The following is an 11,702-nucleotide window of genomic DNA, read 5'->3' on the forward strand; positions in this document are numbered from 1 at the left end:
CTGCGGCCCGCACAACTTCTCTTCGGAGGACCGATGACGACGAATTACCAAGGCAGCTGTCACTGTGGTCGGATCGCCTTCGAAGTCGAGGGCGACATCCAGGGGGCGATGGCATGCAACTGCTCGATGTGCCAGCGCAAGGGATCGCTGCTGTGGTTCGTGCCGCACGACCGGCTCAGGCTGAAGACACCGCCCGAGGACATGAGCACCTACATGTTCAACAAGCACGTGATCTCGCACCGTTTCTGCGCGGTCTGCGGCATCCATCCCTTCGGCGAGGGCACCGATCCCAAGGGCAACAGGATGGCGGCCGTCAACATCCGCTGCCTCGAGGGCATCGACCTCGATGCGGTGCCGGTGCAGCATTTCGACGGGCGTTCGAAGTAGGCAGCAACCAGCTTGCATCGGCGCGGCCAATCCCGTACGCTGGCCCGGCGTCCACGCGCAGCACCCGAGCCTTGCGGGCCGCCGGGCCGCCCCTGCGGACGCGCAAAGGAGTCCCTGCCATGCCAAGCCGATCGAACGGGTTCGCGGCCGAGATGAAGGCGGTACGAACGCTGGCGCTCGTGGGTGCCGCGGCCGCCGGCAAGAGTTCGCTCGCCGAGAGCCTGCTGCACAAGGCGGGCGCCATCGCAGCGTGCGGCAGCATCGAGCGCGGCAGCACCGTCAGCGACCACGACCCGCTGGAGCGCCGCATGCAGCACTCGCTCAACGCATCGGTGATGCACCTCACGCATGCCGGCACGCGCATCCACTTCATCGACACGCCCGGCGGCCCCGACTTCCTCGGCCAGAGCCTGCCGGCGCTGGAGGCGGTCGAGACGGCGGCGGTGGTCATCAACGCCGCCACCGGCATCGAGCCGATGACGGTGCGCATGATGGAGTACGCGGCCTCGCGCCACCTCGCGCGCATGATCATCGTCAACAAGATCGACTCGCAGGGCGTCTCGCTGGCAGGCCTGCTGGCCGACATCCAGGCCACCTTCGGCCGCGAATGCCTGCCGCTGAACCTGCCTGACGGGGTCGGCAGGCAGGTGGTGGACTGCTTCTTCAACCGCTTCGGGCAGTCCGACTTCGGTCCCGTCGAAGCGGCGCACCGCGCGCTGGTGGAGCAGGTGGTCGAAGTCGACGCGGCCTTCGTCGACCGCTACCTCGAGGAGGGCGACGTGGATCCGGCCGAGCTGCACGCGCCGCTCGAGCAGGCGCTGCGCGAGGGCCACCTGATCCCGGTGTGCTTCGTCTCGTCGCGCAGCGGCGCCGGCGTGGCCGAGCTGCTGGACGTGATCGTCAAGCTCCTGCCCGACCCGAGCGAGGCCAACCCGCCGGACTTCATCGTCGGCGAGGGCGCGCAGGCCAAGCCCATGGAGGCCAGGCCCGACCCGTCGCTGCACGTGCTGGCGCACGTGTTCAAGGTCACGATCGACCCCTATGTCGGCAAGATGGGCATCTTGCGCGTGCACCAGGGCACGCTCACGCGCGACAGCCAGCTCTACATCGGCGACGGCCGCAAGCCGTTCAAGGTGGGGCACCTGTTCATGCTCCAGGGCAAGGACCATGTGGAGGTGTCGCACGCGGTGCCGGGCGACATCGTGGCGGTGGCCAAGGTCGAGGAGATCCATTTCGATGCCGTGCTGCACGATGCGGCCGAAGACAGCCACGTGCATCTCGCGCCGCTGGCGTTCCCGGTGCCGGTGTACGGCCTGGCCGTGGAGCCCAAGCGCCGTGGCGACGAGCAGCGCGCCTGGGAGATCCTCGGCAAGCTCGCGGCCGAGGATCCGTGCCTGCGCATCGAGCATGTGGCCGCGACCAACGAGACGGTCCTCTACGGGCTCGGCGAGCTCCACCTGCGCATCGTGCTCGAGCGCTTGCGCGAGGTGTACCGCTTCGAGGTCCAGACGCGGCCGCCGCGCATTGCCTACCGCGAGACCGTGACCGCACCGGCCGCGGGCCACCACCGCCACAAGAAGCAGACCGGCGGCGCCGGCCAGTTCGGCGAGGTCTTCCTGCGCATCGAGCCGCTGGCGCGCGGTGCCGGCTTTCAGTTTGCCGACGAAGTCAGGGGCGGCGCAATTCCGGGCCAGTTCATCCCCGCGGTCGAGAAGGGCGTGCGCGAGGTGCTCGCGTACGGCGCGATCGCCGGCTACCCCGTGGTCGATGTGCGTGTCGTGGTGCACGATGGCAAGCACCACAGCGTCGACAGCAAGGACATCGCCTTCGCGACCGCCGGCCGCAAGGCCTTCATGGCCGCGATCCGCGAGGCCCGGCCGGTCGTGCTCGAGCCGATCGTCCAGATCGAGATCGCCGTGCCCGAGCATGCTGTCGGCGATGTCACGAGCGACCTGTCGTCGCGGCGCGGCCTGGTCACCGGCACGTCGGGCCTGGGGGGCGGCACGGTGGCCATCGGCGGGCAGGTGCCCGAGGCCGAGCTGGCCAACTACCAGTCGCGGCTCAATGCGATGACCAGCGGCCAGGGCCGCTACACCGTCGCGCTGTCGCACTACGAAGCCGTGCCACCGGCCGTCCAGCAGACGCTGATGAGCCAATATCGGGTGCGCGACGAGGACTAAGGCCTGAAGCGTGCACGACAGACAACTGGCCAAGAAGATCGTCAGCGAGCGGGTGGAGGTTCAAAGGCGCGAATGGCCGGCAGGGCGCCGTTGTAGCGCTCGACCTGAACGGTCGACAGCTGGCCAGCGCAGCCCTGCGCAAGCGACGAAGTCCCGATGTCGCGCGTCAGCACGTTCGGGTTCCCATGCGCGCACATCGGACGGCCCAGTGCGTCGTATGCCGGGTCGTACCAGGCGCCTGTGGGCAATTGCACCACACTCTCCAGCATGTCTTGCGAAAGGGTCGCGCTCGCAAGGCAGGCGCCCACCTCGTTGAATATCCGCACGATGTCGCCTTCCCGGATCCCGCGAGCCCGTGCGGCTGCTGGGTGCATGGTGCAGACCTCCCGGTCCTGACGCTTGGTCGACCGGCTGTGGCCACCGAAATCGAGTTGGCTGTGAAGTTTCGAATGGGGCTGGTTGGCGATCAGCCACAGCGGGTGTTGCGCGTCGGGCTTGAAAGTCGGTGGCAACCAGGCGGGGTGCCCCGGGCAGTCGGCATAACCGAATCCCGCAATGACTGCTGAACTGATCTGGACCTTTCCGCTGGGCGTGGGCAATGGCGACCTGGTCGGATTGACGCGAAAGGCGCGCAGCATGCCGCCGTCGTCGTCCTTCTGCGGCACCCGCATTTCTTCGCGCTTCCAGAATGTTTCGAAATCCGGCGCCTCCAGGCCAAGATCGAGCAACCCCTTGCGCGTCCGCTCGTAAAGGTGGGCCAGCCACTGCCGCGTATCGCGGCCCTCGCTGAACGCGTCCCAGGTGCCGATGCGCCGGGCCAGGTCGCAGAAGATGTCGTAGTCGTCTCTCGCCAGACCGTGCGGTTCGGCGATGCGGTGCATGGCCACGAACAGCGGATCGGTCGGCGTTGCACCGATGTCCTCGCGCTCGAGCGTCATGGTGCACGGAAGCACGATGTCCGCATGGCGCGCGGTGGCCGTCCAGGCGATTTCGTGCACCACGAATGTGTCGAGCGTGCGAAACGCCGCGGCCAGCTGCTTGAGATCCTGGTGATGGTGAAAGGGATTGCCCCCCGCCCAGTAGGCGAGCCGGATGTGCGGGTAGATGCGCCGCTGGCCGTTGTAGTCGTACGGTTGGCCAGGATTCAGCAGCATGTCGCTGATGCGCGCCACCGGGATGAAATCCTCCACTCCATTGGTGCCTTGCGGGAGAGCGGCCACCGAGACCGCATTGTTTCGCTTGCCATAGTGGGCCAGCGTTCCCAGGGCGTAGTTGTAGCCACCTCCCGGCAACCCCAGTTGGCCCAGCACGGCTGCGAGCACTGCACCCATCCAGACAGGCTGCTCGCCATGTTCCGAGCGCTGCAGCGAATGCGCGATGACGACGAGCGTGCGCTTGCCGGCGAGCGATCGCGCGAGTTCGATGAGAGCTGTCTCGGCGATGCCGCAAATTGATGCGGCCCATGCGCAGCTCTTTGGCACGCCGTCGCTACGGCCCATGAGGTAGTTCTCGAAAATCTCCCAACCGTCGCAGCAGGTGTCAATGAAGCTTCGGTCGTGCAGGCCCTCGCTCACCAGCCGGTGCACCAGCCCCAGCATCAGTGCGGTATCAGTCCCCGGCGTGGGCGCGAGCCATTCGAACGCCGCCTCGCTGGGCATGTCGCTCTTGAGGGGGCTGATGGATATGAACCTGCAGCCGCGTCGAGCCGCAGCCTGCATGGATTCGCGTTCAACGTGTCGGCTGACGCCGCCGGACGCCACGCGCGAATTCTTCAGTGCCATGCCGCCAAAGGCGAGCACCACGTCGGTGTGCTCGACGATCTGCTCCCAAGTGACGTTGCGCCTGGACACATCGTCGAGCGCGCCGAGGATGTGCGGCATGAGCGGGCCCGATGCGCCGGCGCTGTAGCTGTTGACGGAACGCACGTAGCCGCCCACGGTCGTGTTCAGAAAGCGATGCACCTGGCTTTGGGCGTGATGAAAGCGTCCCGCACTCGACCACCCGTATGAACCGCCAAAGATGGAACCCGGGCCGTGCGCATCCCGCACTCTCTCGAGCTCCTTGGCGAGCAGGTCCAGCACTTCGTCCCATCCCACGGCAACGAATTCGTCGACCCCGCGCCGGAGGTCCGGGCCGGGGCCGTTCTCCAACCAGCCGCGGCGCAACATGGGCGTCGTCACGCGTGCCCTGTGGTGGATCGCCTCGGGAAAGTTCTCGATCAGGGGATTCGGATCGGGATCGTTGGGGTGGGGCCGCACCTGGAGACGGCCGTCCTTCCATCCGGCAGAGAAGGCTCCCCAGTGTGATGTATGGGGAAGCATCGGGATCGTGTCGGTACTGCTCATTGCTCAGTCTGCGGGAGGTGCACAAGCGCATCACTCGGGTCGCATGCCGACTTTGGCAATCAGTGCACCCCACTTGGTGCGCTCGGTGTTCATCAGGTCCGTGAACTGGGTCGGCGAACTGGAGGTGGCTTCCATGCCGGCGCCCTCCAGGCGCTGCCTCACATCTGGCTGCGCCATGATCTTGACGAGTGCGGCATTGAGCTTCGCGACGATGTCGGAGGGCGTGCCCGCTGGCGCGACCAGGCCATACCAGTTCTTGAGGTCATATCCCGGGACACCGGCCTCCGCCATCGTCGGCACGTTCGGAAAGAGACGGGAGCGCTGAGACGTGGTCACCGCCAGGACGCGCAGCTTGCCGCCATCGATCAGCGATTTGGCCGACGGGTCGGCGAATGTGATGGGGACCACGCCACCAATGACGTCGGACAGCAGCGGGGCTGTGCCCTTGTAGGGAACATGCGTCAGGCGCAGGCCGGCCATGAGATTGAACTGCTCGGCGGCGATCTGGCCTATGGTGCCGACGCCGCCCGAGCCATAGTTGATCTGCGCGCCCGGCGCCTTGGCGGCCGCGATGAGTCCGGCGACGTTCTGGTAGGGCGCGCTGGCGCTCGTCAGCAGCAGGTTGGGCATGGTCACCAGGGTGCTGATGGCGACGAAATCCTTGCGGGCGTCGTAATTGAGTTTTCGCAGACCGGGCCAGATCGTGAACGAGCCAGGGGTCGCGATGTAGAGCGTGTAGCCGTCGGCCGGCGACTTGGCCACGAACTCCGTTGCGGTCAGGCCGCCGGCGCCTGGGCGGTTCTCCACAATGACGGTGCCATTGATTTCATGCGCCAGTCCGATGGAGATGGCACGCGCCAGAACGTCCGCGCCGCCGCCGGGGGGAAATCCCACAATGATCCGCACGGGCTTCGAGGGCCAGTCCGACTGTGCTGCTGCAGGCACGCTGAAGGAAGATACGAGCGCCAGAGCGGCGCTGGCGAGGACGGCGCGGCGGCCGATGCAAGAGACGATGGATCGCATTTGACTTCCTTGAGGAGGGCTGGCCTCGCGATGGGCGGGGCGATGAGTTGAAAACGGGGCGGAACGGGGGACGAGAAGAATGGGATCAGGCCGCCACCGAGGCGTCTTGCCATTCCCAGGCGACGAATGCCAGGCGTTCGCCGGTGTGGACCACGGGATCGCTGCGAAGGCCAATCAGGATGCCCTCGCGCTCCAACGCGGCGACAGGCACCGAACTTCCGTCGAACCGCAGCATCTCGCCCAGCGAACCGCCCGCCGGGACGCGATCGCCCGCCTTGAATGCGGGCACGAACAACCCCCCTTCGTCGGCGGTGATCCAGCCGCGGCGACTGACGGTGCGCAGGGTCGATGCACCCGCCTTTTTGCCTTCGAGGATTCCAAGTCGCTGAGCCAGCCCCGCAAAGCCGCGCTCGGCCAGCGCAACGTTGTCCGGCTGCAGGCGGCTCCCGCTGCCGAGTTCGAGCATGAAGGCGCAGATGCCGGCGGCGAGGCATTGATAGTCCAGGGCGCCGGCGATGTTGCCGGGCAACTCGCCCTTGCCGCTCACGTCCTGGCGACAAGCCAGGGCCGGGAAGAACGGCGCAATGGCGCCGAGCACGTCGGCTTCGGTCACGGTGCTGCCCGGATGCACCTTGTAGACGGCATACGGTGGCGCGTCGAACAGCGGGTTCATCGTGTGCAGGTTGATCAACACGTCCGCCACGCCGCGAACTTCGGCGAACAGCGCGTGCGCCACGCGCTCCGTGATCAGGCCGCCCGCATTGCCTGGATAGCTCTGGTCGAGATCCAGCTCGTCGTACGGGTTGCGCTTGCGCCGCGCGTCAAGTGCCTGGGGGTTGCCGGTGGGCGTGACGACCACGTTTCCCGCCATGGCCTGGGGATCGAGCTCGCGGACAAACCGGAGTGCGGCGACGATGCCGTTGATTTCGTCTCCATGCACCTGGCCGTGCAGCCACAGCGTGCGACCAGGCCGTGCGCCACGCACGGCCACCCACGGCAGCCCGACGTCGACACCCGACGCCATGGAGCCGACCCGCACCGTGCCGGATCTTCGTGCGGGCGACCTGTCCGCCGCGAGCCATTCACCAATTGAAGCCATTGAATATTCCCTTTAGAGCTGCGCGCCACCGGATGCATTGAGAGCCGCCCGCCTTGGATGAACGGCCCGGGCCTCTGCAAACCAAGGTGCCCATCGTATGGCGTGGGCCTCTCGACACACAAATCAGCAAAGCCGAAAAAACCATCAGTGCTGTTAATGCTTTTGAGGGAATGCGTCCGATCAGTGCAGGAAGTGCACTGGACTGGGGACGGAGATGTGCGAACTGGTGCGAATCCGGAAGCGCACGCGACGGGGCTCGCAGACACCGCGCCGCCGCTGACCGAGACCCATGGACGCGCACGCAATGTTCACCGGGGAAATATTAAAGAATGTGATGTCTTTTCAAGCCGAACCGGCGCCGGTTTTCGGGCTCGATGCGGCGGTCCGGTCGAGCCGCAACTGCAGTTGATCCATGAGCACATGGACCTCGGCGACGCAAGCATCCCAGGCGCGGTGGTGCAAGCGCGCGCCGGCGGAGGCGGGACCGCACGCGCTTCGTGAACGGCGCGACCCGTACCGACATCGCCGCGCCCACCGGCGGCACGAGCACCGAGCTCGCTGCGGGCTTCACATTCGCGGTGGGCCAGGCAACCGGCCTCCATGGCGAAATCGGCAGGCGCTGGGCCTCGGGCGGGAGTGCCAGGGTCAAGAGCTCGGTCAACGGATCGATCCGCCTGCAGGTGAAACGGTAGGCGACAGGCGCTGCGCTGGAGGACCGCCCTCTGGACAGCGCCCGCGCGCCTTGCCAAACTGCGCGCATGGCACTCACGCATGCATCCTCCGGCCAGGTCGTGAACCTGGGCGCGCTCGACGGGCAGGCGACGGAAACCTGTGCACTGCTGAAGGCCCGCGACATCGAGATCATGTGGCTGGTGCTGCCGGCCGGCAAGCAGGTTCCGTCGCATGCCGTCTCGACGTCGATGACCTTGCAGTGCATGCGCGGCAAGGTCGAGGTGCAGCTCGACGGCAATGTGAAGCTGCTGGAGGCCGATCAGGTCATGTACCTTGCGGGCGGCGTGCCGCACGGCCTGCACGCGCTGGAAGACGCCAGGCTGTTGATGACCATCGTGCTGCCGGCCAGCCGCACCGACTGAGTCAGCAGCCCGCCGCAGCCAGCTGCGCCACCGCGCGCAGATCGGGCTCGACACCGACGCCCGGCTGCTGGCCCAGGCGACTGCGGCCTTCGGTCACGCGCGACAGCGCAGGTGCGAGCGCGGTGCGCAGCGGGTTGGGGTTGGCATCGATCTCGAGGATTCCGCCGCCGCCGGCCGCGGCCAGCAGATGGGCGGAATGCAGCAGGCCGATGCCGCCGCCCAGGTAGTGCGGACAGTAGCGAAGGCCCGCCGCCTGGGCGCGCGCGATCACGGGCCAGCAGCCGGAGATGCCGCCCCACTTGGCGCTGTCGGGCTGCAGCACGGACAGCACCCCTTGCCCGATCGCGGCATCGAATGCCGCCGGGCCTGCGATGTTCTCTCCGGCCGCCAGCGGAATGCCCGTGGCCTGCGACAGCTGCTGCCATTCGTGCCATGGCCGGTCGGCCCGCAGCGGCTCCTCGAGCCACCCGAGGCCGAAGGCTTCCAGTTGCGGCGCCATGCGGCAGGCTTCTTCCAGGCTCCAGGCCTGGTTGGCGTCGGTCATGAGCGGCAGGCCGGGGCCCAGCACCTCGCGCATGGCCGCCAGGTTCGCGAGATCGCGCTCGCGACCGAAGCCGATCTTGAGCTTGAACGCGCGGTAGCCTTCGGCCAGCCGCGCCGCGGCCAGCTCCTGCGGACGGTCGGGATTGATGCCGCTGGCATACACGTCCACGCCGTCGTGCGCGCCGCCCAGGTAGTGCCACAGCGGCTGGCCGGCGCGGCGCGCGCACAAGTCCCACAGCGCCAGGTCGATGCCGGCGATCACCTGCGCCATCGGGCCCGGCTCGCCGGACTGGATCGCCAGCACGGCGGTGCGCTGCGTCAGCCAGTCGAAGGCTTCGGCGGGGCCGTCGAAGGCGCGGCTCGTCAGCAGCGGCGCCATCACGGTGTCCACGAGCCGGGCCCGGTGCTCCGCGCCGCAGGAAGGGAAGTTGCACCAGATCTCGCCCCAGCCCGCGGCGCCGTCGTGGTCTTCCACGCGCACGAAGACGGCCGGCCGGTCGTGCATGGTGCCGAACGAGGTGCGCACGGGCGTGGCGATCGGGCAGCGGAACACGAAGGCCTCGATGCGCGCGGCATGGAGGCTGGAAAGGGGCAGCGGTTTCATGGTTTCAGGTTCATTTCGACACGGATGGCATCGCCGCGGTAGGTGACGTCGGCCAGGTAGATCACGGTGTCCTCCGCGTCCTTGAAGATGCGGCGCACCTCGGCCACCGGCGCATTCATCGGCAGCGCCAGCAGCCCGGCCACCTCCATGTCGGCCGTGCCGATGGTCAGCACCTGGTGCGCCTGGGCGATCTTCACGCTCTTCATCGCGATCAGCAGCGGGATCACCGTCTTGGTACGGAACTTCTCGGGCGCCTTGCGGAAGATGCGTTCGTCCAGGTAGATGTTGATCACGCAGTAGGCGCGGCCGTCGCGGAAGTGCACGCGACGCATGAAGGCATAGCGCGCTGCCGGCTGGCCTTCGCCCGGCGCCAGCGGCGGGGAGGTCGCGGCCTCGTCGATGTTCATGATCTTCGGCTGCGTGTCCTCGTAGACGCGCGCCAGCTCGTCCAGGCTGGTGACCACACTGATGAACCGGTCGCGGTTGGGCATGCCGGTGACGAAGGTCCCGCGGCCCTGCTGCGGCGACACCAGGCCCTCGCGCGCGAGCAGGTCGATGGCCTGGCGCACCGTGACGCGCGCCACGCCGAATTCCGCCGTCAGTTCCTCGAGCGAGGGAAGCCGGTGCTCGCGCGGCCAGATGCCGCGCGCGATGCGCTGGCGCAGCAGGTCCGCCAGCTGGTGGTAGCGGGGCATCGGGCTGTCGAGAAACTTGGAAGACATGTTTTATCAGGCAAACGTATGGTCTATAGTATGACAGACCTATAGAGACGCAAGCCTGCGGGCCGAAGTCCGCAACGAGAGACAAACCGCCGATGAGAAGCTCCCCTTCCAGACTGACGCGCGCGCTGCTGATAGTGGCGCCGTGGCTGTTGATCCTGGCGCTCTGGTACGCCATCCGCGCCAGCGGCCTGGTCAATCCCGCGCTGGTGCCGGCGCCGCACATGGTGCTGGCCAAGTTCGTCGAGCTGTCGCGCGGCAGGCTCTGGGAAGACATCTACATGTCGACCCAGCGTGTCTTCATCGGCGTCGCCCTGGGCGTGTCGCTGGCGGTGCCCGTGGGCTTCTGCCTCGGCTGGTACCGGGGCCTGCGCAGCTTCATGGACCCGGTCATCAACTTCTTTCGCGCGCTGCCGCCGATTGCGCTGATCCCGCTGGTGATCGTGTACTTCGGCATCGGCGAAGCGGCCAAGACCGCGATCCTTTTCTATGCGTCGTTCTTCGCGGGCGTGATCGTCATGTACGAGGGCATCGCGCAGATCAGCCCGATCTACATCAAGGTGGCGCGCACGCTGGGCGCCAGCGACGTCGAGATCTTCGGCAAGGTGATCGTGCCGCTCACCATCCCGCACATCCTCACGGCGGTGCGCGTGGCGCTCGGCGTGGCGTGGGCCACGCTGGTCGCGTCCGAGCTCATCGCGGCCCAGCAGGGCCTGGGGGCGCTGATCCAGAACGCCTCCTCGTTCTTCCAGCTCGACATCATCTACGTCGGCATCATCTGCATCGGCGTGATCGCGCTGGTCATGGACCTGCTGCTGCGCCTTGCCACGCGCCGGCTGGTGGCCTGGCAGGACCGCATCGCCTGAAGGAGGGCCGCTTGCCATGACGCCACCGCAACCCATCCGCATCAGCTTCGAGCACGTGTCGGTGGATTTCCCCACCGAGCATGGCCCCATGCGCGTGCTCGACGACGTGTCGTTCGACATCCGCAACGGCGAGTTCGTCTCCATCATCGGCCCGTCGGGCTGCGGCAAGACGACGATGATGAACATCGTCGGCGGCTTCGTCCAACCCACCAGCGGGCAGGTGCTGCTCGATGGCAAGCCGGTGGCCGCGCCGGGGCCCGACCGCGGCGTGATCTTCCAGGAATACGGCGTGTTCCCGTGGCTCACGGTGCGGCAGAACATCGAGTTCGGCCTGAAGCTCTCCGCCAGCCGGGTGCCGGCGGCCGAGCGCGAGGAGATCACGCAGCGCTACATGTTGCTGATGGGGCTTTCGGACTTCGCAGGGCATTTTCCGAAGCACCTGTCGGGCGGCATGCGCCAGCGGCTGGCGATCGCGCGGGCCTACGCGGTGCGGCCGGAATTCCTGCTGATGGACGAGCCCTTCGGCGCGCTCGACGCGCAGACCCGCTCGGCCATGCAGGACCTGCTGCTGCAGGTGCTGCAGAGCGACGGCAAGACCGTGATGCTGATCACCCACTCGGTGGAGGAGGCGATCTACCTGTCGTCGCGCATCGTCGTGGTCACTGCGCGGCCGGCGCGCATCCGCACCGTCATCGACGTTCCCTTCGGCTACCCGCGCGCGGAGAACCTGCACGAGGCGCCGCGCTTCGCCGAACTGCGCGCCCACATCCGCGAGCTCGTCATGCAGGAATACGCCGCGCAGGCCCGGCAGGCCGTGCGCATGGCGGACTAGCCGCCTCGCT

General features: G+C 67.4%; 10 protein-coding genes and 1 pseudogene. 6 read left to right on the forward strand and 5 right to left on the reverse strand.

What is annotated here, in order from left to right; all coding sequences use genetic code 11:
* Positions 1-33 precede the first annotated feature (33 nt).
* Together VAPA_RS29610 and fusA are read left to right on the forward strand one after the other, a co-directional pair.
* Positions 34-387 (forward strand): GFA family protein, encoded by a 354-nt coding sequence (locus tag VAPA_RS29610; protein WP_021003902.1) that lies wholly within the window; start codon positions 34-36, stop codon positions 385-387.
* Between the two features lie 119 nt (positions 388-506).
* Entirely contained in the window at positions 507-2,567 is a 2,061-nt protein-coding gene (gene fusA, locus VAPA_RS29615; RefSeq protein ID WP_021003903.1) for an elongation factor G, read from the forward strand.
* A gap of 41 nt (positions 2,568-2,608) precedes the next feature.
* Here the strand turns inward: fusA and VAPA_RS29620 are convergent, their stop codons facing one another.
* The 3 genes from VAPA_RS29620 to VAPA_RS29630 all read right to left on the reverse strand — a co-directional run bounded on the left by VAPA_RS29620 (position 2,609) and on the right by VAPA_RS29630 (position 7,034).
* On the reverse strand, positions 2,609-4,912 hold the full coding sequence (locus VAPA_RS29620; protein ID WP_021003904.1) for a molybdopterin-dependent oxidoreductase: 2,304 nt from the start codon (positions 4,910-4,912) through the stop codon (positions 2,609-2,611).
* A gap of 30 nt (positions 4,913-4,942) precedes the next feature.
* Positions 4,943-5,935, reverse strand: a complete 993-nt coding sequence (locus VAPA_RS29625; RefSeq protein ID WP_021003905.1) for a Bug family tripartite tricarboxylate transporter substrate binding protein — start codon at positions 5,933-5,935, stop codon at positions 4,943-4,945.
* A gap of 85 nt (positions 5,936-6,020) precedes the next feature.
* Positions 6,021-7,034: a M14 family metallopeptidase gene (locus VAPA_RS29630; protein WP_021003906.1), complete on the reverse strand. Its 1,014-nt coding sequence runs from the start codon at positions 7,032-7,034 to the stop codon at positions 6,021-6,023.
* A gap of 497 nt (positions 7,035-7,531) precedes the next feature.
* Between VAPA_RS29630 and VAPA_RS29635 the strand changes: the two genes are divergently transcribed.
* Both VAPA_RS29635 and VAPA_RS29640 read left to right on the forward strand, forming a co-directional pair.
* Entirely contained in the window at positions 7,532-7,726 is a 195-nt protein-coding gene (locus VAPA_RS29635; RefSeq protein ID WP_041946681.1) for a hypothetical protein, read from the forward strand.
* 66 nt (positions 7,727-7,792) lie between these two features.
* Positions 7,793-8,128, forward strand: coding sequence for a cupin domain-containing protein (locus tag VAPA_RS29640; protein WP_021003908.1), 336 nt, complete (start codon positions 7,793-7,795; stop codon positions 8,126-8,128).
* A gap of 1 nt (position 8,129) precedes the next feature.
* On the opposite strand, the gene VAPA_RS29645 is transcribed toward VAPA_RS29640, so the two are convergent.
* Positions 8,130-9,275 carry a mandelate racemase/muconate lactonizing enzyme family protein gene (locus VAPA_RS29645; protein ID WP_021003909.1) on the reverse strand — a complete coding sequence of 382 codons (1,146 nt, stop codon included), beginning with the start codon at positions 9,273-9,275 and terminating at the stop codon, positions 8,130-8,132.
* Positions 9,272-9,997 carry a GntR family transcriptional regulator gene (locus VAPA_RS29650; protein WP_021003910.1) on the reverse strand — a complete coding sequence of 242 codons (726 nt, stop codon included), beginning with the start codon at positions 9,995-9,997 and terminating at the stop codon, positions 9,272-9,274. The genes VAPA_RS29645 and VAPA_RS29650 overlap by 4 nt, the downstream gene beginning before the upstream one ends.
* 377 nt (positions 9,998-10,374) lie before the next feature.
* Here VAPA_RS29650 and VAPA_RS35645 point away from each other — a divergent pair.
* Positions 10,375-10,773: pseudogene (locus VAPA_RS35645) on the forward strand (ABC transporter permease); the annotation flags it as partial.
* A 103-nt stretch (positions 10,774-10,876) separates the two neighbouring features.
* The gene (locus VAPA_RS29660; protein WP_021003912.1) at positions 10,877-11,692 is read left to right on the forward strand and encodes an ABC transporter ATP-binding protein; all 816 of its coding nucleotides are present in this window, start codon (positions 10,877-10,879) and stop codon (positions 11,690-11,692) included.
* The last annotated feature ends 10 nt before the right edge of the window (positions 11,693-11,702 follow it).

The sequence above is a fragment of the Variovorax paradoxus B4 genome, from assembly GCF_000463015.1.
Taxonomy (GTDB): domain Bacteria; phylum Pseudomonadota; class Gammaproteobacteria; order Burkholderiales; family Burkholderiaceae_C; genus Variovorax; species Variovorax paradoxus_E.

Coding starts and splice junctions, on each gene's coding strand:
- VAPA_RS29650 (WP_021003910.1), bottom strand. CDS start 9,997: ATGTCTTCCAAGTTTCTCGACAGCCCGATGCCCCGCTACCACCAGCTG.
- fusA (WP_021003903.1), top strand. CDS start 507: ATGCCAAGCCGATCGAACGGGTTCGCGGCCGAGATGAAGGCGGTACGA.
- VAPA_RS29660 (WP_021003912.1), top strand. CDS start 10,877: ATGACGCCACCGCAACCCATCCGCATCAGCTTCGAGCACGTGTCGGTG.
- VAPA_RS29645 (WP_021003909.1), bottom strand. CDS start 9,275: ATGAAACCGCTGCCCCTTTCCAGCCTCCATGCCGCGCGCATCGAGGCC.
- VAPA_RS29630 (WP_021003906.1), bottom strand. CDS start 7,034: ATGGCTTCAATTGGTGAATGGCTCGCGGCGGACAGGTCGCCCGCACGA.
- VAPA_RS29620 (WP_021003904.1), bottom strand. CDS start 4,912: ATGAGCAGTACCGACACGATCCCGATGCTTCCCCATACATCACACTGG.
- VAPA_RS29625 (WP_021003905.1), bottom strand. CDS start 5,935: ATGCGATCCATCGTCTCTTGCATCGGCCGCCGCGCCGTCCTCGCCAGC.
- VAPA_RS29640 (WP_021003908.1), top strand. CDS start 7,793: ATGGCACTCACGCATGCATCCTCCGGCCAGGTCGTGAACCTGGGCGCG.
- VAPA_RS29610 (WP_021003902.1), top strand. CDS start 34: ATGACGACGAATTACCAAGGCAGCTGTCACTGTGGTCGGATCGCCTTC.